Origin of the sequence: Leptothrix ochracea (assembly GCF_041083635.1) — a bacterium.
Lineage (GTDB): Bacteria > Pseudomonadota > Gammaproteobacteria > Burkholderiales > Burkholderiaceae_C > Sphaerotilus > Sphaerotilus ochraceus.
The window spans coordinates 69,243-91,307 of sequence record NZ_JBFPHB010000016.1 but is presented as its reverse complement, the minus strand read 5'-3'; the positions used below and the strand labels follow the sequence as shown (position 1 = coordinate 91,307).

21 protein-coding genes are annotated in these 22,065 nt (G+C 63.1%); 16 read left to right on the top strand and 5 right to left on the bottom strand.

From position 1 onward, the window contains the following. Both AB3X39_RS07845 and AB3X39_RS07840 read right to left on the bottom strand, forming a co-directional pair. Positions 1-588 carry a retron system putative HNH endonuclease gene (locus tag AB3X39_RS07845; protein ID WP_369416800.1) on the bottom strand — a complete coding sequence of 196 codons (588 nt, stop codon included), beginning with the start codon at positions 586-588 and terminating at the stop codon, positions 1-3. 3 nt (positions 589-591) lie between these two features. Beyond that, positions 592-1,965, bottom strand: coding sequence for an AAA family ATPase (locus AB3X39_RS07840; protein WP_369416799.1), 1,374 nt, complete (start codon positions 1,963-1,965; stop codon positions 592-594). Between the two features lie 305 nt (positions 1,966-2,270). Between AB3X39_RS07840 and AB3X39_RS07835 the strand changes: the two genes are divergently transcribed. Both AB3X39_RS07835 and AB3X39_RS07830 read left to right on the top strand, forming a co-directional pair. Then, positions 2,271-3,566: a tryptophan--tRNA ligase gene (locus AB3X39_RS07835; RefSeq protein WP_369416798.1), complete on the top strand. Its 1,296-nt coding sequence runs from the start codon at positions 2,271-2,273 to the stop codon at positions 3,564-3,566. A 5-nt stretch (positions 3,567-3,571) separates the two neighbouring features. Beyond that, entirely contained in the window at positions 3,572-4,519 is a 948-nt protein-coding gene (locus AB3X39_RS07830) for a pseudouridine synthase (protein ID WP_369416797.1), read from the top strand. Here AB3X39_RS07830 and AB3X39_RS07825 read toward each other — a convergent pair. Continuing rightward, complete coding sequence (locus AB3X39_RS07825) at positions 4,516-5,184, bottom strand: DUF599 domain-containing protein (RefSeq protein ID WP_369416796.1); 669 nt, start codon at positions 5,182-5,184, stop codon at positions 4,516-4,518. The genes AB3X39_RS07830 and AB3X39_RS07825 overlap by 4 nt on opposite strands. 65 nt (positions 5,185-5,249) lie before the next feature. Between AB3X39_RS07825 and AB3X39_RS07820 the strand changes: the two genes are divergently transcribed. Then, complete coding sequence (locus AB3X39_RS07820; RefSeq protein WP_369416795.1) at positions 5,250-6,146, top strand: Rossmann-like and DUF2520 domain-containing protein; 897 nt, start codon at positions 5,250-5,252, stop codon at positions 6,144-6,146. Here AB3X39_RS07820 and AB3X39_RS07815 read toward each other — a convergent pair. Then, a complete protein-coding gene (locus AB3X39_RS07815) occupies positions 6,102-6,338 on the bottom strand; it encodes a hypothetical protein (protein ID WP_369416794.1) in 237 nt (78 codons plus the stop codon). The genes AB3X39_RS07820 and AB3X39_RS07815 overlap by 45 nt on opposite strands. 181 nt (positions 6,339-6,519) lie before the next feature. Between AB3X39_RS07815 and AB3X39_RS07810 the strand changes: the two genes are divergently transcribed. The 8 genes from AB3X39_RS07810 (at position 6,520) to AB3X39_RS07775 (ending at position 14,609) form a co-directional block, all read left to right on the top strand. Continuing rightward, positions 6,520-7,653 carry a 3-deoxy-7-phosphoheptulonate synthase gene (locus tag AB3X39_RS07810; protein ID WP_369416792.1) on the top strand — a complete coding sequence of 378 codons (1,134 nt, stop codon included), beginning with the start codon at positions 6,520-6,522 and terminating at the stop codon, positions 7,651-7,653. Then, positions 7,650-8,147, top strand: coding sequence for a dihydroneopterin triphosphate diphosphatase (nudB, locus tag AB3X39_RS07805; protein ID WP_369416791.1), 498 nt, complete (start codon positions 7,650-7,652; stop codon positions 8,145-8,147). The genes AB3X39_RS07810 and nudB overlap by 4 nt, the downstream gene beginning before the upstream one ends. Beyond that, on the top strand, positions 8,119-8,946 hold the full coding sequence (locus AB3X39_RS07800; RefSeq protein ID WP_369416790.1) for an endonuclease/exonuclease/phosphatase family protein: 828 nt from the start codon (positions 8,119-8,121) through the stop codon (positions 8,944-8,946). Before nudB ends, AB3X39_RS07800 begins: the two co-directional genes overlap by 29 nt. A 12-nt stretch (positions 8,947-8,958) precedes the next feature. Further along, positions 8,959-10,263, top strand: coding sequence for a cardiolipin synthase ClsB (gene clsB, locus AB3X39_RS07795; RefSeq protein ID WP_369416789.1), 1,305 nt, complete (start codon positions 8,959-8,961; stop codon positions 10,261-10,263). Between the two features lie 93 nt (positions 10,264-10,356). Continuing rightward, positions 10,357-11,517: a glycosyltransferase gene (locus tag AB3X39_RS07790; RefSeq protein WP_369416788.1), complete on the top strand. Its 1,161-nt coding sequence runs from the start codon at positions 10,357-10,359 to the stop codon at positions 11,515-11,517. A gap of 12 nt (positions 11,518-11,529) precedes the next feature. After that, the gene (locus AB3X39_RS07785) at positions 11,530-13,116 is read left to right on the top strand and encodes a glycosyltransferase family 39 protein (protein WP_369416787.1); all 1,587 of its coding nucleotides are present in this window, start codon (positions 11,530-11,532) and stop codon (positions 13,114-13,116) included. Further along, on the top strand, positions 13,073-13,918 hold the full coding sequence (locus tag AB3X39_RS07780; protein ID WP_369416786.1) for a phosphatase PAP2 family protein: 846 nt from the start codon (positions 13,073-13,075) through the stop codon (positions 13,916-13,918). The genes AB3X39_RS07785 and AB3X39_RS07780 overlap by 44 nt, the downstream gene beginning before the upstream one ends. Before the next feature lie 31 nt (positions 13,919-13,949). Continuing rightward, positions 13,950-14,609, top strand: coding sequence for a hypothetical protein (locus AB3X39_RS07775; RefSeq protein WP_369416785.1), 660 nt, complete (start codon positions 13,950-13,952; stop codon positions 14,607-14,609). Positions 14,610-14,611: 2 nt separating this feature from the next. Here the strand turns inward: AB3X39_RS07775 and AB3X39_RS07770 are convergent, their stop codons facing one another. After that, positions 14,612-14,977: an acyl-CoA thioesterase gene (locus AB3X39_RS07770; protein ID WP_369416812.1), complete on the bottom strand. Its 366-nt coding sequence runs from the start codon at positions 14,975-14,977 to the stop codon at positions 14,612-14,614. 122 nt (positions 14,978-15,099) lie between these two features. On the opposite strand from AB3X39_RS07770, the gene AB3X39_RS07765 reads away from it, so the two are divergent. From AB3X39_RS07765 to AB3X39_RS07745, 5 genes are all read left to right on the top strand, one after another. Next, positions 15,100-17,040, top strand: a complete 1,941-nt coding sequence (locus AB3X39_RS07765) for an ABCB family ABC transporter ATP-binding protein/permease (RefSeq protein WP_473964894.1) — start codon at positions 15,100-15,102, stop codon at positions 17,038-17,040. Continuing rightward, positions 17,021-17,989 carry a LysR substrate-binding domain-containing protein gene (locus AB3X39_RS07760; protein WP_369416784.1) on the top strand — a complete coding sequence of 323 codons (969 nt, stop codon included), beginning with the start codon at positions 17,021-17,023 and terminating at the stop codon, positions 17,987-17,989. The genes AB3X39_RS07765 and AB3X39_RS07760 overlap by 20 nt, the downstream gene beginning before the upstream one ends. Then, the gene (locus AB3X39_RS07755; RefSeq protein WP_369416783.1) at positions 17,986-19,773 is read left to right on the top strand and encodes a hypothetical protein; all 1,788 of its coding nucleotides are present in this window, start codon (positions 17,986-17,988) and stop codon (positions 19,771-19,773) included. Before AB3X39_RS07760 ends, AB3X39_RS07755 begins: the two co-directional genes overlap by 4 nt. Positions 19,774-19,896: 123 nt before the next feature. Further along, positions 19,897-20,673, top strand: coding sequence for a ferredoxin--NADP reductase (locus tag AB3X39_RS07750; RefSeq protein WP_369416782.1), 777 nt, complete (start codon positions 19,897-19,899; stop codon positions 20,671-20,673). A 99-nt stretch (positions 20,674-20,772) separates the two neighbouring features. After that, positions 20,773-22,038, top strand: a complete 1,266-nt coding sequence (locus AB3X39_RS07745) for a nitronate monooxygenase (protein WP_369416781.1) — start codon at positions 20,773-20,775, stop codon at positions 22,036-22,038. The last annotated feature ends 27 nt before the right edge of the window (positions 22,039-22,065 follow it).

Sequence of the window (22,065 nt, the reverse complement as noted above, 5' to 3'; positions counted from 1 at the left end):
TCAAACGACCGTGCCAATCACATGGCGGAAAGGAGCTGAACGCATGAAATCAGCCCATTCGTCGGGGGCCTCTTGTAACAGGTTCAAAACTTGATCGAGCCACTGCTTGCGTTCACGGCTCAGCGCCGGGGTATTGAGGCCCAGCATGTCGCGGGTCTGGGTCGCGGCGTGGCGGCGCTGACGTGTCAAACCCAGCACCGGCTCCACGTGGCCCGTCACGGTGGAAAGCGTCCACTCAGCGTTGCAACCAGGGCCGGGCTCAATCGGAAGCAGGCCGTGTTTCTTCTTCTGCCCACAGGTGGCGTTGTCGATGCAGCTATGGGCGTAGTTGCGGTACTGATAGCAAAGGTCCGGCCGAGCATTCGGGCCGCCTTTCGGCTTGATGTGATCGATCTGTCCAGCGGTGGAAACGAGTTCCCGCTCGCAGTAGGCACACAGGCCGTGCTGATCCTCGTTCAAGGCAGCCTTGACCGCGTCCTTGATGGGGCGGAAGGCCAAACTGTCGAAGTCTGCAACAGCAGCCCTCGGGTTGACCTGCATAAAGTCGGTGAGCGCCTGTGGCGCTGAGCCGTGCTGCAACTCCACCATGGTTCACCCTCGCATGGCCCGACGCTGCGCCAAAAACCGCCAAGTCGCCAGATCGCTTTCGTGGAGTTGGTAGCCGGCTTCGTCAAGCTGGCGTTTGAGCGCTTGGGCTTCATCCGACGCCTCGCGACCGGCACGTACCTGCTGTTCAAACTGCTGAACGGTCGCCAGCAGTGCCAGCGGAGCATGCGGGTGCGTGCCCATCACCTTGGCCAGCGCATCGCCAGCCTCATGGGCCAACGGACTGAAGTCGGGCATGACCGCTTCGTGCCCGCCCCCTGCGATTTCGCGCAGGATACGGATGTGCTCCTTGCTGACGGTGCTGAGTACCTGCGGGCTGTGCGTCGTGACAATGAACTGCACCTCGGGGAAGGCTTGCATGAGCCCCTGCAACACCACTTGCTGCCACTCGGGATGCAGGTGCATGTCCACTTCGTCGATCAGCACGATGCCGGGCGTTTCCCGCGAGGCACGTGCACCAAGCTGCGGATTCAGCTTGGTGGCACGGAAGGCGATGTCAGCCACCATGCCAATCATGTTGCGAATGCCGTCGCTCAAGCGTTCAACCGGCAACTCTCCATGCTGGTCATGCACGGCCACCAGCGCATCGCGTGAGAACGAATAGCTGATGTCTTTCCAACCCGCAGGCTCCAAGCAGATATTGACGGCCCAATTGACCGAGGCAATCAACGCATCGAACTCAGTCGCCTCATGGGGTAAGCCTTGTTCCATCGAACGGATGCGCTGGTCCTTGGCGTTGAAGTTCCAGTACCGAAACCAAGCAAGGAAGGACTTGTAGCTGGAGGCTGGGTCGAGGCAATCGGCGTAGCCAAGGGTGCGCGAGGTGCGCGGCAGCTTGGCGTCGGTGAGCTTTTTCTGCTGCCACAGCCGGCCGGTGCCGTAGTAGGCGATCAGGGGCAGGGTGACGTCACGGCCGGGGGTACGGACCTCCGTCTGAAGTTCCTTGCCGTACTCGATCAGGTCGCGCGCATCCTTGATCGTGGTCTTGCTGCCCGTCGGGCCGGACAGACTGCGCGACCACACTGCGGGCCGGTCAAAAATATTGACCCTGTCGGCGGTCGGAATCCACCCGGTCGCCTTGATGTGAACCCCACCATCGGCGTATTCCATCTCATGGGTCTGCGACTCCCGCGCTCGAATCTGCCGAATGTCGCTGCTGTCGAAATGGCGCCCCACCGCCTCATCGAATGCCCCCACAAAGGGACCAAAGGCCACCGCGATGGCATCAAGAACCGCCGTCTTACCCATGCCATTCGATGCGACCAGCACCGTCAGCTTGCGATGGAAATCCAGCTCGACGGACGTAAAGCAGCGGAAGTTGGTCAGCTTGAGTCGGTCAAGGGTCAGTTCAGATGGCATGAGTCTGTGCCCGGTTTAGCAGCGCTTTCAGGTTCCTATGCACGCTGGTCGCGGCCCCAGTGGGGCGCTGCGTGAACAGCTTGCGAATGTAGTCGGCCCCGTCAAGTGACATTACTTCAACGCAATGAACAAAATGGCGCCCACGAAGGCGAGAAGAAACAAGATTTCCATGAGCTTGGCTCCAGCGAGAACCCCGGAAGTGTAAGTTTCATGGTCCGTCGTGGCTGGACTGACCGCACACACCCGCACAATCACGCCTCCAACCTTTTCTCACCTTTGCGCGATCCTCGCCCCTCGCTTCAGCCATGACCCAGCGCGTTCTGACCGGCATCACCACCACCGGCACCCCTCACCTTGGTAATTACGTCGGCGCGATCCGCCCGGCGATTGCGGCCAGCCGCACGCCTGACGTCGAGAGCTTTCTGTTTTTGGCTGACTATCACGCCCTCATCAAGTGCGATGACCCCAGCCGGATTGAGCGCTCGCGCCAACAGCTGGCGGCCACGTGGCTGGCAGCGGGGCTCGATCCGGAGCGCGTCACCTTCTATCGCCAAAGCGACATCCCCGAGATCCCCGAGCTGACTTGGCTGCTGACCTGCGTCACCGCCAAGGGCCAGATGAACCGCGCCCACGCCTACAAGGCCTCGGTGGACGTGAACGTGGCGGCCGGTGAAGACGCCGACGCCGGCATCAACATGGGCCTGTACTGCTACCCGATCCTGATGGCGGCCGACATCCTGATGTTCAACGCCCATCAGGTGCCGGTGGGGCGGGATCAGATCCAGCACATCGAGATGGCGCGTGATGTGGCGCAACGCTTCAATCATCTCTACGGCGGTGGCCGTGAGTTCTTCGTCCTGCCCGAGGCCGCCATCGAGCCCGACATGGCGCTGCTGCCGGGCTTGGACGGCCGCAAGATGAGCAAGAGCTACGACAACGTCATTCCACTCTTTGAAGGTGGCGCCAAGGCGCTCAAAGAGGCCATCGCGCGCATCGTCACCGACTCCAAGTTGCCGGGCGAGCCCAAAGAGCCGGAAGGCGCGCACCTTGTGACGCTGTTTGACGCCTTTGCTACACCCGAGCAAGCCGCCGCCTTTCGCACCGAGCTGCGCGCCGGACTCGCTTGGGGCGAGGCCAAGCAGCGTTTGTTCGAGCTGATCGACGGCCAGCTCGCCCCGATGCGCGCGCGCTACGAAACGCTGATGGCGCAGCCCGCTGAGCTCGAAGCGATTTTGCTGGCCGGGGCCGCCAAGGCGCGCCGCATCGCTGCACCCCTGCTGGCCGAGTTGCGTGCGGCGGTGGGCTTGCGCCGCATGGTCGCCGCACCCGTGGCGACGGAGGCCAAGGCCAAAGTCAAAACCGCCCAAGCCGTGTTCAAGCAATACCGCGAGAGCGACGGTCAGTTCTATTTCAAGCTCAGTGCCTTTGATGGCCGCTTGTTGCTCCAAAGCCAAGCGTTTGCGGGTGGCCGTGAAGCTGGCGAGTGGGTCAAAAAGCTCAAGACGGACGGGGCGGCGGCGCTGAGCACCGCACCTGTGAGCTTGGCAGCAGGCGTCACGCTGGATGACGCGGCGCAAGCGCTGCGCAGTTTCGAGGGCTAAGCCCTGTGGCTCGGCCGCGTCCCGTTTGGACCCCGCCGACGCTGGCCGGGGTCAGTCCCAGCCGGGTCGCTCTGCCGCACCAAGGCCCATGGCCGAGCTTGGCGGATTTTCTGGCCGAGCGACTGCCGATCATCCCTGCGGCCACGTGGCGTGAGCGCCTCGCTGCCGGTCGGGTGCTCGACGCCCAAGGCCGAGCGCTGGGCCCAGAGAGCCCGTTCCTGCCGCTGGCAGTGATCTGGTACTGGCGAGAGCTGAACCATCCCGAGCCCAAAGTGCCTTTTGAGGCCGAGATCTTGCACCGCGATGCCCATCTGCTGGTGGTGGACAAGCCGCACTTTCTCTCGATGGCCCCCAAAGGACGCCATCTGCACGAAACGGTGCTGGTGCGCCTCAAACAGCAGCTCGGCATCGACACCTTGGTGCCGCTGCACCGCTTGGACCGCGAAACCGCAGGGGTGGTGCTGTTTTCCATCCAACCCGAAACGCGCCACGCCTATCACGCGCTCTTCAGCGGCCGCGAGATCCGCAAGGTCTACGAAGCCGTGGCGCCATGGCGGGCGGATCTCAAGCTGCCGCTGCGCCTTGAAACGCGCCTCGAAGAGCCGCTTGACGAGCCCTTCATGCAAATGCGCCAAGTCCCCGGCGAGCCCAACGCCACCACGCTGATCAGCTTGATCGAGCGCCAAGGCGACTTGGCGCGCTATCGGCTGGAGCCGCTCACCGGCCGCCGCCACCAGCTGCGCGTGCAGCTCAACGCTTTGGGCCTGCCCATGGTTGGCGATCGCATCTACCCCACCCTCTGGCCCGAACCGGCCTTGGACGCCCCGCCCGACTTCAGCAACCCGCTGCGCTTGGTGGCGCGCGCCATCCACTTCACCGACCCCCTCAGCGGCGCAGCACGCAGCTTTGAGAGTCAACGAGTGTGCGCGTTCCCGGCCGAGCCCACGGCTTAAATCGGCGACGAGGGCGCGACAAATTCTGGCCCACGGTGCGGGCGATCAAAGTAGGCCAGCACGGCGATCAAAAGCAGCGTCATGCAAGGCATGGCCCACGCGTTGACGATGCCAACCACCACTGGGGCCACCATCAGGAAAAAGCGTAAGCCCCAGCTGTAAAGCAAGCCGGCGCGCTCAACATAGGCCGAAGCCATCGGGTTGAGCGCTTTGCGCGCGGCAGAAGCCACCGGCATCGACATCACCAAGCCGGCGTGGTTGAAGTAGCGCATCGCCATGGCGGAGCAAACGTAGGACGCAAAGAGCACCGCCATCAACAGACCTTCAAGCAACGGACGCGGCGTATCGAGCCAACTCAGGCCCTCGTGCATCACACTGCGCGCCACCGTCGGCCCGGCCAGCGAGACCGAGCCCATCAGCGCCAAGGCAGCGGTCGAAGCCGCGATGGTGGCCGACATGAGCGAATTGCGCAGCGCCTGCACGGCCACGATCTCAAAGCCCGGCTGGGCGCTCAAGGCTTCGACCCAATTGATGCGCATACGGGCGTGGGCGGTGCGGGCGGTGCGGTGCGGCTGGCGATGTCCAAGCCACAGCACCCGGGCTTCGTAGACCAAGAAAAGCAGCACGCTGCCCAGCACCGGGAGCAATTCATTCAGACCCAGCATGGGATGGTCCTTTGTCGTGGAGAGATGGCGCGCGAGGATAGCCCGTCTTGGGCACACTGCGCAGCATGTCGCTTTCACACCCCAACATCGCTTTCATCGGCTGTGGCCGCGTGGCCCAGGCTTTGGCGCTGGCGTTGCATCGCCAAGGCGTGAGCCTTGCTGCCTTGGCCAGCCGCAACCCCAGCTCAGCCCAAGCCTTGGCGCAGCAGCTCGGACAACCCGCTTTGGCCTGTGCGCCCCAAGAAGCGCTCGCGCGCGCCGAGCTGGTGCTGCTGAGCGTGCCTGACGACGCCATCGCCACCACCGCCCAAGCCTTGCGCTGGCGACCCGGTCAAGCGGCGGTGCACTTGAGCGGCGCGACTGAGCTCAGCGCCTTGGAGGCGGCCGCTCAAGCCGGTGCCGAGGTGGGTGGCTTTCATCCCTTGCAGATTTTCTCGGCCCCCGAGCAAGCCGCGCAGCGCTTAGCCGGCAGCAGTGTGGCCATCGAAGCCGGCCCGGCGCTGGAGCCCCAGCTGCTGGCGCTGGCACATGTTCTGGGGATGCGCCCCCTCCGATTGCCCGAAGGCGCGCGGGCGCGTTATCACGCCGGAGCCGGTTTTGCGGCGAGCTTTCTGCTGCCGGTGCTCGATGAGGCCGTGCAGCTTTGGCAGAGCTTCGGGGTGGACCGGGCCAGTGCCTTGCAAGCGCTCCTACCACTGGTGCGGGGCACGGTCGATGCGGTGGAGGAGCGCGGCATTCACGGCGCGCTCTCAGGGCCGATCTCACGCGGCGATGTGGGGGTGGTGGCAAGACACCTGCAAGCCTTGGAAGCCTTGGGGCCGGAACACGCCGCGCTGTACCGTATGCTCGCCATGCCGCAATTGGGCATGGCCCAAGCCACCGGGCGCTGCGACCCGGATCAAGCTGCGCAACTGCGTTCAGCGCTTGGCCATGATGGCGTCGAGCTCAGCACACGAGGGTGAACACACCATCTGCGCTTTGCCCATGAGGGTCTTGCTGTGCAACATCGAGCGCGGCCGGTGTTTGCCGCACAGCAGACACGACATCGTGCCGCCGACAAAGGCGCCTCGTCCGCCAAACGGCGAGCCGGGGGCTTTGGTCTTGTAGCGCAGCCCATCAGGTTCGATCAGGGTCTTCTCGTCTTCGTCGTGCATGGCGCGGTCCATAGCTCTCTCTCAGGCAAGCCCTCAGTGTGCGCTCATGGCCGCACCTATCGCAGGGAATCTACGTTGCTTGCGGGTTTCTCCTGCTTCGAGCCGTTGCATATCGGTGCCATCCACGCCTGCGCCAGCGCCTAGAATCGTCGCCGACTGACTCGAAGCTTGCGGAGACAGCATGACCCTGCCCCTGGATGACCCCCGTCACGATCGTGAGACTGGCTCACGCAACGCCGAGCTGGACGTTGCGGAGATCGACGATGTGCGCATCAAAGCCGTGCGGCCGCTGATTTCGCCGGCGGTGCTGCACGCCGAAATTCCCTTGAACCAGCGCGTGATCAGCGGCGTACGGCAGGGGCGACAAGACATCACCGCCATCCTCAACGGCCACGATGACCGTCTGATCGTCATCGTCGGCCCATGTTCCGTGCACGACACCGAGCAAGCACTGCATTACGCCCATCACTTGTATCTCGTGGCGCAACAACTCCGTCCCGAATTGGTCGTGGTGATGCGGGCTCATTTCGGTCGCTCGCATCTCGGACGGGACTGGAAAGGCTTTCTCCAAGACCCTCGGATGGACGGCAGCCTGGCCATCAACACCGGCCTGCGCGAAGCGCGCCAGCTTCTGCGGGATCTGGCAGCCTTGGGCTTGCCAGCCAGCACCGAATTCACCGACTTGCTGACCCCCCAATACTTGGCCGACCTGATTTCATGGTGCACGCTGGATGGGCGCGCCACCGAAAGCGCCAGTCATCGCCAACTGGCCTCGGGCATGAGCTGCGCCGTCGGCTTCAAGAACAGCCCGGACGGCAGCCTCTCGGGCAGCGTGGCCTCGATCCAAGCCGCGCGCCGATCGCACGCGTTCATGGGCATGACCAAGATGGGCTTGGCGGCCATCTTCGACACCAGCGGCAACGACGAAACGCATCTGATCTTGCGCGGCGGCCAAGAACCCAACTACAGCGCCAGCGCGATCGACGCGGCATGCAGAGCCCTCCGACAAGCCGATCTGACCGAGCGCGTCATGGTGGACTGTGCGCACGCCAACGCGGACTGGCAAGCCCGACGCCAGATCGAGGTCGCCCAAGATCTTGGCCATCAGATCGCTGGCGGTGAAACCCGTATCCTCGGCCTCATGATCGAAAGTCACCTCCACGAAGGCCGCCAGCAGCTCAACTTGAGCGGCCCCATGACGTATGGCGTCTCCATCACCGACCCCTGCTTGGGCTGGTCGGACACTGAAGCCTTGCTGCACACCTTGGCCGGTGCGGTCCGCCAGCGACGCGCACGGCCCATCCCCCACGCATGAGTACACCACGCCCCCCCAAGATCCCAGAATCGGTCCTCGTGGTGATCCACACCCCGCAACTGGATGTGCTGGTGATGGAACGCGCCGATCACCCCGGCTTCTGGCAAAGCGTCACCGGCTCCAAAGACAGTCTGGACGAGCCGCTGCGCACCACCTGCTTGCGTGAAGTCGAAGAAGAAACCGGCCTGCACATCGAGCATGCCGACGATCTGTGCGACTGGCACTTGCGCAACATCTACGAGATCTACCCGGTGTGGCGGCATCGCTATGCGCCGGGAGTCACCCAGAACACCGAACATGTTTTCAGCCTGCGCGTGCCAGCCTGCGTGCCGGTACGCCTGGCCCCACGCGAGCATCTGAACTACCGCTGGCTACCGTGGCGCGAGGCGGCCGATGTCTGCTTCTCGCCCTCCAATGCCGAAGCGATCTTGCAGCTGCCTCGCTTTGCTTTTCAGGGAACCCCCCATGATGTCCACGAACGGACGACTCCATGACGTGAGATCGACCGCCCATCCCACCCAACTCGCCCCATCCACTCAGGCGTGCCTTCGGGTCGCGACCTACAACATCCACAAGGGCGTTCGCGGCGTGGGTCCCGGCAAGCGGTTGGAAATCCATAACCTCGGCCAAGGCGTGCAGTCCTTGGGGGCCGATTTGGTCTTTCTGCAAGAGGTGCGCCTCTTCCACCACCGCGATGCCCGGCGCTTCCGTCAGGCCCAAGCCGGTTGGCCCGACCAAGGCCAAGCCGACTATCTCGCCCCGGAAGGCTACGCCGTGGCCTACCGCACCAACGCCATCACGCGTCACGGCGAGCATGGCAACGCCCTGCTGTCGCGCTGGCCGATCGGCGAGGTGGCGCATCACGATGTCTCGGATCACCGCTTTGAGCAGCGTGGCTTGCTGCACGTGCAAGTGCAGTGGCAGGGCGTGCAAGTCCATGCGGTGGTGGTGCATTTCGGCCTGATGCATGCCAGCCGGGTGCGCCAAGCCGAACGACTCGGCCGCTATGTGCGCCAAAGCGTGCCGCACAACGCGCCGCTGGTGGTGGCGGGCGACTTCAACGATTGGGGCGACCGCCTTGATCCGCTGATGCACGCCGCCGGTTTGACCCGCGCCTGCGCGCCCGGTTGCCGCCGCCCACCGCAAACCTTCCCCTCGCTGCTGCCAGTCTTTGCCTTGGACCGGGTTTACTTGCGCGGCCTGAGCTGCCAAGCCACCCAAGTGCCCCGAGGCGCGATGTGGGCCCGGATGTCGGATCACCTGCCCTTGGTGGCGGAGCTCGAACTGGCATGAACGGGGCTCGCCTTGGCTGAGTCGGCCCCCCGCCCGTGGACGTGGTACTTGACGCCACGCCCGCTGTTCAGCGGCAACAACCACGTGGCGTTGCTGCGCGGGGCGACAGAACTGCTACCGGCCTTGTGCGCCGCGATCCATGGGGCCAGACACGAGGTCTGGCTGGCGAGCTACATCCTGCACCACGATCCGCAAGTGCTCACGGTGGTGCAAGCGCTGGAGGGCGCAGCGCGGCGCGGCGTGCGGGTACGCATCGTCGTCGATGGTTTTGGCAGCAAACAAAGCATGGCCACCTTGGAGCCGCGCCTGAGCGCCGCAGGCGTGGCGGTGGGCCTTTTTCGTCCCATCGACCGTTGGACCCATTGGTTCCAACCCAGCCAACTGCGGCGCATGCACATGAAAGTGGCGGTGATCGACAGCGAAGAAGGCTTCATCGGCGGCATCAATCTCATCGACGATCACCTCGACATCAACCACGGCCCGAGCCACGCACCCCGCTTGGACTTTGCCGTGGCGGTGCGCGGCCCCGTGGTCGCCTCGATGGAGCAAGCGGTGCGAGCCATGTGGCTGCGCGCTTGGTTCGGCCAAGACTGGCGTGAGGAGCTGCGCGAGCTGATGCGCGGCGCCAACCGCCTGCAACAGATCCAAGCCCTGATTGGCCAGATGCGCCTGACCGGCTGGCGGCGCCCCAGCGATGGTCACCTCTTGGCGCCGGTGCGCGCTGCGTTGGTGGTGCGCGACAACCTGCGTCAGCGCCGCACGATCGAGCGCACGTACGTTGAAGTGCTGCGCAGCGCTCGCCAGCGCATCTGGCTGGTCTCGCCCTACTTTTTCCCCGGTCGCGAATTCCGCAAAGTCATCTGCGATGCGGCCCGGCGTGGGGTGGATGTGCGCCTCCTGCTCCAAGGCAAGCTCGATTACCGCTTGGCGGGCTGGGCGGCCAAAGTGCTCTATGACGAGTTGCTGCACGCCGGGGTCAAGATTTTTGAGTACACCCCAGCCTTTCTGCACGCCAAGGTTGCTTTGGTGGACGATGACTGGGCGACCGTCGGCAGCTCCAACATCGACCCGCTGTCGCTGCTGCTCAACCTCGAAGCCAACCTGATCGTCAGCGACACCGTCTTCAACGCCCGTTTGGCCGCTGAACTGCATCTCGCGCACGCCGCCTCCCACCCCGTCAACCCAGCGGAACAACTCACGCATCACTGGCTCGGGCGCTTGCGCAATGGCTTGGGCCGCGCCTTGGTGACATGGATCGCATCCATTTACTTGCGCATCGCTGGCGCGCAGCCAAGCCGCCGGAAACGTTCTTCGTAAATAACTTCTTACACTTCAGCCCGCTCATACACATCTTGCCCAGCCAAGTCGCGTATGCCACGCGGGACTTGGTGCAGCTCACCGGGTTGATCCATGTCCACGCTTCCACCGTTGTCGTACCCTGTTCTGAACCACCTTGGTTGCCCTCGACCCTTGGAGCTCGCGGTGATCATCCCGACCTTCAACGAAGTCGATAACGTCGAAGAACTGGTCCGCCGACTGCATCACGTGCTGGCGGGCGTGGCTTGGGAGGCTGTCTTTGTCGATGACGACTCGACCGATGGCACCGCCGCCAAGTTGCACGAACTCTCGAACTGCGACCCTCAAGTGCGCTGCCTGCGCCGGGTCGGTCGGCGTGGGCTTTCCAGCGCTTGCGTCGAGGGCATGCTCTCGACCGGCGCCCGTTTCCTAGCGGTGATGGACGCCGACTTGCAACACGACGAAGCCCTCTTGGCCGGCATGCTTCAGGCTCTGCGCGACGAGCCCGTCGATCTGGTGGTGGGTACGCGCTACATGGACGGCGGCGACGTGGGTGAATGGCACACCTCGCGCCAAAAGATCAGTACCTTGGCCACCCACATGAGCCAGAAGATGCTCGGCCTCAATCTGCGCGATCCGATGAGTGGCTTTTTCATGCTGCGCCGCTCGTCCTTTGAAGCATCGGTCTATGGTCTGTCGAGCATCGGCTTCAAGATCTTGGTCGATCTGGTGGCCTCGTCGCCCACGCCCTTGCGCGTCAAGGAACTGCCTTACCAGTTCCGCACCCGGCTGGCCGGGGAAAGCAAGCTCGACAACCGCGTAGCTTGGGACTACCTCATGTTGCTGGCCGACAAGACCGTGGGCCGCTACATCCCCACCCGGCTGGTTTCCTTCGGTGTGATCGGTGGCTTTGGCGTGCTGGTGCATCTGGCCGTGTTGCGCGTGGCACTGGGCCTGATTGGCCCCGATTTTGTCGAAGCCCAAACCGTGGCGGTCACGATCGCCATGATCAGCAACTTCTTTCTCAACAACGCCCTCACCTACCGCGATCAGCGCCTCAAAGGCTGGGGCGTGATCGCTGGGCTGCTGAAGTTCATGGCGGCGTGCAGCATCGGCGCAGTGGCCAACGTTGGGGTGGCAGCCTACATCCACAGCGGCTCAGGCAACTGGCTGGTCTCGGGGCTGGCGGGCATCTTGGTCGGTACGATCTGGAACTACGGTGCCACGGCTTACTTGGTCTGGATCAAACCCAAACGCCGTCGTACAACCATCTGATCGGACATAGACGTGGCCCTACAAGACACCCTGCGATATGCCCGGCATTCAACCCTGCTGATCGGCGCCTTGGTGGCGCATGCGCTGCTGGCTTTGGCCTTTCACCTTTCGCCCGACGAAGCGCACTACGCGCTCTACGCCAGCCATCTCGACTGGAGCTACTTCGACCACCCACCCTTGGTCGGCTGGGTGCAGTGGCCAGCACGGATGCTGGGCGGCAGCGACATGCTGATGCGGGTCGTGCCCATGCTGTGCTGGCTGCTGAGCGCCATCGGATTGATGCATCTGACCCGCTTGCTCTACCCACGCATCAGGCCGACCAAGGCCTACGCCGCAGCCCTGCTGGTATGGACACTCAGTCCGCTGCATCACATGCTCGGCCTGGCCTTGGTGCCCGACACCCTGCTGCTGCCCCTGACCTGCGCCGTCATGATCCTGAGCTGGCACTTGGCCGATCCCCTTCAGCTCCAGCGTCGATCACTCTGGGTGCTCTTGGGCCTGAGCTTGGGTCTGGCTGGGTTGAGCAAGTACACCGCCGTCCTGCTGGGCCTAAGTACGGCATGGGCGCTTGGCCGAGCCCACGGGCTGCGCCTGTTGGTCCAACCGGGGCTGTGGTTGGCCGCCTTGCTGGCCTGCCTCATGATCACCCCAGTGATAGGCTGGAACGCCAGCCATGGCTGGATCTCCTTCGCCTATCAGCTCAACCATGCGGCAGGTCAACGCTCGTGGGAGCTGAGCCAGCTCATGATCTTCATCACCGGGCAACTTTTGGCCTATGGCCCGCTGCTGCTGGTCGGTACCTTGGTGGCCAGCGGCATGAGCATGGACACCCCCAAGCGACGCCCCGGCATGCGCCACCAACTGCGTGCCATCGGCCCCCTTGATGTTGTGTTGTGCTTCGGGCTGCCACCCTTGTTGCTCTACACCTACCTCTCCGGATACGGCACCACCTTGCCGCACTGGTCAGCACCGGCGTGGTTGGCGCTGGTCCCCACGGCAGCAGCAGGGGGGATCGCGCTGTGGCAGTTCTGGCGCAAAACACTGATCGCCCTGTCCAGCTTGCAAGTGCTGGTGATGATCGCCATCGTCGCCTCGATCTTCGGTCTGGGCCAGCCCACCGAAACAGGTGCCCAAGCCACCAGTCAGGCGGGTGAAGGCCATGCGCCCGTCAACCCGGTCGCAGATCTCCACGGTTGGGACGCCGCCGCCCAACGGGCGCTCATCTTGGCCAATGAACGCGGCATCCCCATGCTGGCGGTGATGAACTGGTCCCTGGCCAGCCGGGTGGCTTGGTACGGCCGACCGATGCCGGTCAAAGTGATCCTCAGTCACCACGATCAATTCGATCTTTGGTACGGGCCCATGCAGCCCGGCGACTCGGTCCTGCTACTCGATTGGTCCCTGATGAGCCATGCCCCGCCGGTGGGACCGGCACAATTCGAACGCTGCGACCTGATCGAACAAAGCCCGGTTCGTCAAGCTGGTCAGCAACTCGCCCATTTCAATTACCTGCACTGCCAGCACTGGCAAGGCCCCAAAGTATCCCTTGATGAGCATGCCGTCCGTCCCCGAAGCCCCAACCCCTCAGGGGCGCATTGATACGTTGAGCGGGTGGCTCATGTGGGCCGGTTTGCCGATGGCCCTTGTGGTCGGGTTGCTCTCGCTGCCCGTCATGGACCCGGCGCACAAGCAGACCCTGTTCCTACGCCTGAACCACGCTGCGGCGCACTACCCCGACGCGGTTTGGTCGTTTTTCACCCTCTTGGGCGACACCACCTTGCTCTTTGTGCTGCTGGCGCCTTTGCTGCTGCGTGCCCCGCGCGCGGTGGTCGCAGCGATGATCGCGGCGCCCATCGGCGGCATCATGTCGCTGGTGGCCAAAAACATCCTTGACGCCCCTCGGCCGGGAGCCCTGCTGGAGCCCGAACAATTCCATCTGATCGGCCCGCTCTGGCTCTACAACAGCTTCCCTTCAGGCCACACCCTCACCGCCTTTGCAGCGATCAGCGCAGTGCTGATCAGTGTGGTGCCCACCTTGCAACGCCGCCGAGGCTTGCTGCTGACCCTCGGACTGGTGAGCTTGGCCAGCTTGATCGGTTTTTCACGCATCGCCGTGGGTGCGCACTGGCCGCAAGACGTGGTCGGCGGCGCCGGCATCGGCTGGCTGGCTGGGTTGACGGGCGTGCTGGTGATGCAGCGCTTCCCCAGCTTCTGGCAATCCGAGCTGAGTCTGCGCATCATCGCCAGCTTCTTGGCCACGCTGGGCCTGTGGCTGATCATCACCCCGCTCGACTACCCCCGAGGCTCCTTGGCCGCGTGGATCGCAGCGATCGGTAGCTGGGTGGGGCTGGCGCTGAACATCCGCAAACTTTTGAACCCATCGCCCGCCGCCACATCGTGACCGCGCCATGCGAAGTTCCTATGATCAGCTCATGAAGATCAACCGCCGACAACTGATGCGCTATGGCTTGATGGGCGGAGCTGCTTGGATGAGTAGCTCCATGCTGTCGGGCTGCCTGACGGCGGCCTTGTTTGAGCCGAGCGTCTCAACGGAACAGATCCAAAGCGTGCTCTTGTCGGAGGACGGAGCCACGCTGGCGGTGCTGAGCGATCAGCATCACTACCTCTTCGAAACCACCCCAGAGATCGCTGAGTGGCGTCGTCGGCCCGCTTCCGAGCCCCGTCCAACGCTGGAGTTGGGGATGATCAATGTCGATGAGAAACAAGCCATCCGTTGCGGCTATCGCTTGGTCACCCCGTCCACCGATGGATCAGGTGAAACGCGTGGGCACTACGGCATGCTGGGGGGCGGCGTCTACATCGCCAACGGCATCACAGCCCCCAAAGGCCAAGACTTCTTCGCGCACAACGCGCAAGTGACGGTTCGCACCGCCCTGACATCCCGAGAAACCACCGTTCGCTGGCTGCTCACCCCCATCACACTGGGCCTCGACGGTGTGCTCTTCATCGGCATGATGGCCCTGATGAGCCACGCCCCCGCAGGGGCCAACATCGGGTCCGGTGGCCTGACGCAGCCAACACCATCCACACCACCCTCAACAACACCACAAAATCCAGCGAAGGTGCAGTGAGATCAATCCCTCGGAAACAACCGGGGGTTGCCTTGGCTGTCGATGGCAACGTAGGTGAGGTTGGCTTCGGTGACCTTGACGACGTGGGGGCTGGGCAAGTTGCGTTCGGCCCAGACTTCAACGCGCACGGTGATCGAGGTTTTACCGATGCGCTCGACGCGGGCGTAGAGGCTGAGCAAGTCGCCCACCGAGACCGGCTGCTTGAAGATGAACTGGTTGACAGCCACGGTGGCGATGCGGCCCCGAGCCAAGCGCATCGGCAGCACAGCGCCCGCCAGATCGACTTGGGCCATGATCCAGCCGCCAAAAATGTCGCCGTTCGGGTTGGCGTCCGCCGGCATGGGCATGACGCGCAGCACCAGATTCATGTCGGTGGGCAAGCCCGTGGGGTCGCCACCAAAACGCGGGGCGATGGGCGTGACCATCAAAGGCGCAGTAGGGGTTGTCGTCTGATCAGTCATGATGTGAAGAAGTTTTCCTTGATTCTTTCATGATGCGCCTTCATCCCGTCTCTGATGCCCCGCCGATGTCGGCGGGTGCCCTGCCCCGCAGCGACATGCAAACCCTGCGCAAGCTGGTGCCCTACTTCTGGCCCTACCGCTGGCGCATGGCGGCCGCACTGCTGTTTTTGGTCGGTGCCAAGCTGGCCAATGTGAGCGTGCCGCTGCTGCTCAAGCACTTGGTCGATGAACTCGCCATCCCGGTCAACGACCCGCGCGCTGTGCTGGTGGTGCCGATCAGCTTGCTGCTGGGCTACGCCGGGCTGCGACTGGCGACCACGGTCTTTACCGAACTGCGTGAGTGGATCTTTGCCAAAGCCACCCACGGCGCAGCGCGTGAGCTGGCCCTTTCGACCTTCAACCACCTGCACGCCCTGAGCCTGCGCTTTCACCTCGACCGGCAAACCGGGGGCATGAGCCGCGATATCGAGCGCGGCACCAAAGCGCTGCAATCGCTGGTGTCGTATTCGATCTTCACCATCATCCCGACCTTGATTGAGCTGGGGCTGGTGCTGACCTTGCTCGGCACCCGCTTTGACGCCGGCTACGTCTGGATCACCTTGGCCGCGCTGCTGGCCTACGGGATCTACACCATCACGGTCACCGAGTGGCGCACCCAGTTCCGCCGGCGCATGAACGAGCTGGACTCGAAAGCGCACTCGCGTGCCATCGACGCGTTGCTCAACTACGAGACCGTCAAGTACTTCAACAACGAGCGCTTTGAAGCCAAGCGCTACGACGAAGGACTCGACGCCTACCGCAAGGCCTCGATCCAGTCGCAAGAAAGCCTCTCGCTGCTCAACGCCGGCCAGCAGTTGGTGATCGCCACCAGCTTGATCGCCATGCTCTGGCGTGCCACCCAAGGCGTGGTCGATCATCGCGTCACCTTGGGCGACTTGGTGATGATCAACGCGCTGCTGATCCAGCTCTACATCCCGCTCAACTTCCTGGGCGTGCTCTACCGCGAGGTCAAACAAAGCCTGACCGACCTCGACCGCATGTTCAGCCTGCTGGAGCGTGACCGCGAAATCGCTGACCTGCCCGGTGCCCCGGCGTTGCAGATCAGCCAAGGCACGGTGCGCTTTGAGAACGTGCGCTTTGGCTACGACCCCGACCCCAAACAAGGGCGCGAGATTTTGCACGGCGTCGATTTTGAGATTCCCGGCGGCAAGACCGTGGCGGTGGTTGGGGCTTCGGGCTCGGGCAAGAGCACGCTGGCGCGGCTGCTGTACCGCTTCTACGACGTGGGCCGCAGCGGCCAAAGTGCCGAGGACGCCGTCCGAGCGGGTCGCATCACCATCGACGGCCAAGACATTCGCAGCGTCACCCAAGACAGCCTGCGCCGCGCCATCGGCATCGTGCCCCAAGACACCGTGCTCTTCAACGACACGGTGGGCTACAACATCGGTTATGGCCGAGCCGAGGCCACGCGCGCCGAGATCGAGGCGGCCGCCCGGGCCGCGCACATCCACGACTTCATCCTCGCTCAGCCCAAGGGCTACGACACGATGGTGGGCGAGCGCGGGCTGAAGCTCTCGGGCGGTGAAAAGCAGCGCGTGGCCATCGCCCGCACCTTGCTGAAAAACCCACCGATCCTGATCTTTGACGAGGCCACCTCGGCGCTCGATTCAGCCAACGAACGCGCCATCCAAACTGAGCTGGCCAGCGCAGCCCAAGGCAAAACCGCCTTGGTGATCGCCCACCGGCTCTCGACCGTGGTCAACGCCCACGAGATCTTGGTGATGGAAAACGGCCGCATCATCGAGCGCGGTGCCCACGCAGCCCTGCTGCTGCAAGACGGCCGCTACGCCAAAATGTGGCGCTTGCAAAACAGCGGCAGCAGTCACCACAACGACTTGGCCGCCTCAGCATCCACCCCATTCACCGCCCCTACGCCGACCACCTTGCCCCATGGAAACGCGCTGGCTTGAGGATTTCGTCAGCTTGGCGGAGACGCGCAGCTTTTCGCGCTCGGCCCAGCTGCGGCACGTGACACAGCCGGCCTTTTCGCGCCGCATCCAGGCTTTGGAAGCATGGGCGGGCGCGGATCTGGTGGATCGTTCGTCCTACCCGACCCGGCTCACCCCGGCGGGCAAGACGCTGCTGCCACAGGCGCTGGAGATTCTGGGCAGCCTGCAAGCGGCGCGCAACCTGATGCGCGGCCATCAGGTGTCGTCGCAGGACATGATCGAGTTCGCCGTGCCGCACTCGCTGGCCTTTACCTTTTTCCCGCACTGGGTGATGGATCTGCGCCAGCGCTTCGGCGCCTTCAAAAGCCGGCTGGTGGGTTTGAATGTGCACGACGCGGTGATGCAGCTCACCGAAGGCAGTTGCGATCTGCTCTTGGCGTATCACCACGCCTCGCTGCCGTTGCAGATCAACCCGGAGCGCTACGAGATGCTCAGTCTGGGCACCGAAACGCTGGCGCCCTACGCCAAGGCCGACGGCGAGGGCCTGCCACTTTTTGCCCTGCCCGGCTCGGCCCACGACCGAGTGCCCTTTCTGGGTTATTCCTCAGGAGCCTACCTCGGCCGACTGGTCGATCTGCTGCTCAAGCAAGCCTCGGGTCAGATCTACCTCGACCCGATCTATGAAACCGACATGGCTGAAGGCCTCAAAGCCATGGCGCTCGAAGGCCACGGCGTGGCTTTTTTGCCCTCAAGCTCGGTGCGCAAAGAGCTGCGCGCGCACCGCCTCGTACCTGCGGGACCGCAACGCGGAGCGCACGAACGCGCCTTCGAAGTAAGCATGGAAGTGCGGCTTTACCGCGAGCGCCCCGAACTCACTCGCCATCCCAAACCGGCAGCGCGCGCCCTTTGGGACTTTTTGCGGACGACGGCATCGCAAAATACCTCCCGTACGCATGGAAAGACATCATGAAGAAAAACTCCTTCGCGACAGCACTGAGTGTGCTTGGCCTGATCGCGCTGACCTTCAGCCTAAGCGGCTGCGGCGGCGGCTCCGCCCCAGCCGACAGCCCCATCAATCCCAGCCCGCGCTATGTGGTTTGGAATGGCAATGCCAACGGCTCAACCATCCTTGACGCGACCGGACACCCCTTTGCAGTCGATGCGACCAACAACACGGTGATTGATCTCAGCACCGGCGCGGTGATTGCTGGCCTGAACGTGGACCCAAGCACCGCCACGATTTCGGACACCACGGGCGTGATCGGTACGGTCAAAGCCGTGGCGGCCACGGGGAGCGGCACCGTGGTGGTCTTGCGTTGCAACAACCCGGCCAACCAAGACATGACGCTGACCATCACCCCGCAGAGCTGGTCGCACAACTGCACCACGGGTACAGGCAACACCGGTGGCGGCACCACCACCCCGAGCTATGTGAACTGGAGCGGCAACGCCAACGGTTCGACCTTGCTCGACGGTGCCGGGCGCACCTTGGCGGTCCGCAGCAGCGACTTGGCCGTGGTCGATCGGAGCAACAACGGCAGCACCATCCTGAGCGGCTTGCGCATCGACATCAACAACGGCTCCATCAGCGACGCCGGCAACACGGTGTTTGGCTCGTTGGTTTCTGTACCGGCGGTGATCGGCAACGTGCTGCTCCTGCGTTGCAACAGCCCCGCCTCGCTGAACATGATCCTGAGCGTCTCGGCCCAAGGCTGGTCGCATAACTGCGGTGGCAGCGCCAGCGGCGGCGGAACCACCACCCCCCCAAGCTATGCCAACTGGACCGGCAACGCCAACGGCACCACGCTGATCGATGGCTCAGGCCTGAGCTACGCGGTCATCAGCGCGCCCGGTCAAAGCACGGATCGCAGCTTGATCGACCTCAGCACCAACAAATCGCTGAGCCAAGTCACGGTGGACACCCAAGGCCAGATCTGGCTGGCCAACACCCTGATCGGCAACGCCAACTTGGTGACACGCAACAACGCCAACATCGTGGTGCTGCAATGCACCCCGAGCAATGGCAGCATCATCGACATGGTGATCACCTACAGCGGCACCGGCTGGACCCATAACTGCGCGGTGGCTCAACCGATTGCTTCTCGCTATCTGGACTTGACGGCTTCTGGCAATCTGAACGGCGAAGTGATTCAAGATGCCAGCAACCCGATCCATCACTTCTCGGCGCGCTTGAGCGACAACGCTTTGGTCGATATCGACAACAACGCGGTGCTGGCCGGCCTAGCGGTCAATACCAGCACGGGGGCCCTGACCCAAAATGGCACCGCGCTGGGTCAAATCAGTCTGGTCGCCGCCGGAACGGTGGGCACGGGCAAAGTGGCGATCCTGATGTGCACGGATGCCACCACCCGCATGGCCATCAGCTACAGCGCCACAGGTTGGACGCACAACTGTCCAAGCAGTTCCACCACGGGCGGGACCACGGCCACCGACTACATCGTCTGGAGTGGCAACAGCACCGTGCCCAACTACGCCGTGCTGGATGCGGTCGCGACCCATCGTTTTGCGGTGCAAAGCGCCGACAACTTGGTGGTGGACATCAGCGGCGCCGTGCCGGTGCGTTTGCTGGGCTTGACGATCGACACCACCCATCCAACGGCGACAACCGTGCTCAAACTGGGCAATCCGATCGGCACCCTCGTCAACCTAGGCGGCCAGATCAAGCTGCAATGCACCAATGGCAACCCCATGACCTTGAACGTCAGCAGCAGCTCTTGGAGCTTTGGTTGCTGAAGTCAAGGACAATCACGCCTTCGGCCCCTTTCTTGGCATGTGTCAAGTTGAGTCGCTCACACCTCGGATAGTGTGAGCGCTATTTTTCATTCAACTGGTTCATCCGTCTGGACTTATATTGTCATGAGCGCTTTCCACGAAGAACGAGTCCTGTCCGTCCACCACTGGACCGACCGTCTGTTCACCTTCACGACCACCCGCGACCCGGGCCTGCGGTTCAGCAACGGCCACTTCACCATGATTGGCTTGCGCGGCGCCAACGGCAAACCGCTGCTGCGCGCTTACTCGATCGTCAGCGCAAACTACGAAGAACACCTTGAGTTCTTGAGCATCAAGGTGCCGGACGGCCCACTGACCAGCAAGCTGCAACACATCCAAGTCGGTGACACCATCATCGTCGGCAAAAAGCCCACCGGCACCTTGCTGATCGACTACCTGCTGCCCGGCAAGCGCTTGTACATGCTCTCGACCGGCACCGGCTTGGCGCCCTTCATGAGCATCGTGCGTGACCCAGAAACCTACGAAAAATTCGATCAAGTCATCTTGGTGCACGGCGTGCGTCAAGTCGATGAACTGGCTTATCACGACTGCCTCACCGAGCATCTGCCCAAGCACGAGTTCTTGGGTGATCTGGTCAGCGACAAACTGCGCTACTACCCCACTGTCACCCGTGAATCGTTCCAGAACATGGGCCGCATCACCGATTTGATGGAAAACGGCAAGCTCTTTGAAGACTTGGGCGTGCCCACCATCAACCCTGAAGAAGACCGCGTGATGATCTGCGGCAGCCCCGCCATGCTGCGCGATTTGAAGCATCTGCTTGAAGGACGAGGCTTCAAGGAAGGCAACACCACCAAGCCGGGCGACTTCGTGATCGAACGCGCTTTTGCTGAGCAGTAAAGTCATCTTGCCCACGCCGGGAAGCCGCATGGGCCATGCGCCGGAGCGCATCCCGATCTGAACGCTTAAAGTTCAGGCTTGAACCGAAGAAAGTTGACGATGAAACGTTTGGATGACTTCCGCATGCGCATGGGCAACCATGAGTTGGTGCCCATCATGATTGGTGGCATGGGCGTGGATATTTCCTCCGCCGATCTGGCGCTGGAAGCTGCGCGTCTGGGAGGTGTGGGCCACATCTCCGACGCCATGATCAAGACAGTCACCGACCGGCGCTACAAAACCAAGTACGTCAAGGCCAAGCAGGCTTTGTACAAGTACAACGCTGACAACGAGAACAAAGCGGACGTCAAGTTCAACCTTGGTCACTTGGCCGAGGCCACACGCCTGCACGTTGAAGGCACCATGACCCGCAAGCAAGGCAGCGGTCTGGTGTTCATCAACTGCATGGAAAAACTGACCATGAACGCCCCCAAGGAAACCTTGAAGGTGCGCATGGAAGCCGCACTGACGGCGGGCATCGATGGCATCACGCTGGCTGCCGGGCTGCACTTGGGCAGCTTTGCGCTGCTCGAAGACCACCCGCGCTTCCGGGATGCCAAGCTCGGCATCATCGTGTCCTCCTTGCGCGCTTTGCAACTGTTCCTGAAGAAGAACGCGCGCCTGAACCGCTTGCCTGATTACATCGTGGTCGAAGGCCCGCTGGCCGGCGGCCACTTGGGCTTCGGCATGGACTGGGCCCAATACGACTTGGCCACCATCGTGGCTGAGATCATGGCGTGGATGAAGGCGGAACAGCTCGACATCCCCGTCATCCCTGCGGGCGGTATCTTCACCGGCAGCGACGCCGTGCGCTTCATGGAGATGGGCGGTGCAGGGGTGCAGGTGGCCACACGCTTCACCGTGACCAAGGAATGCGGTCTGCCCAGCGATGTCAAGCAGGAATACTTCAAGGCCGAGCAAGACGACATCGAAGTCAACCAGATCTCGCCCACCGGCTACCCGATGCGCATGATCAAGTCGAGCCCCGGCATCGGTGACGGCATCCGCCCAAACTGCGAGGCCTACGGCTACTTGCTCGACGCCAACGGCAAGTGCGCCTACATCACGGCTTGGAACCGCGAAGTGGCGGCCCATCCGGACGAAAAGCGCGTGGTGGTGATGGACAAGACCTGCCTGTGCACGCACATGCGCAACTTCGAAATCTGGACCTGCGGTCATCTCACCAACCGTCTCAAAGACACCACCCTGCGCCATGCGGACGGCAGCTACCAGCTCCTGAGTGCTGAGCACGTCTTCAAGGACTACCAGTTCAGCGTTGACGACAAGATCTTGTTGCCTGAAAGCGATCAGGTCGCGGCGGGGTAACCCAAGCCCTCCGTCCCTTCAAGGCGC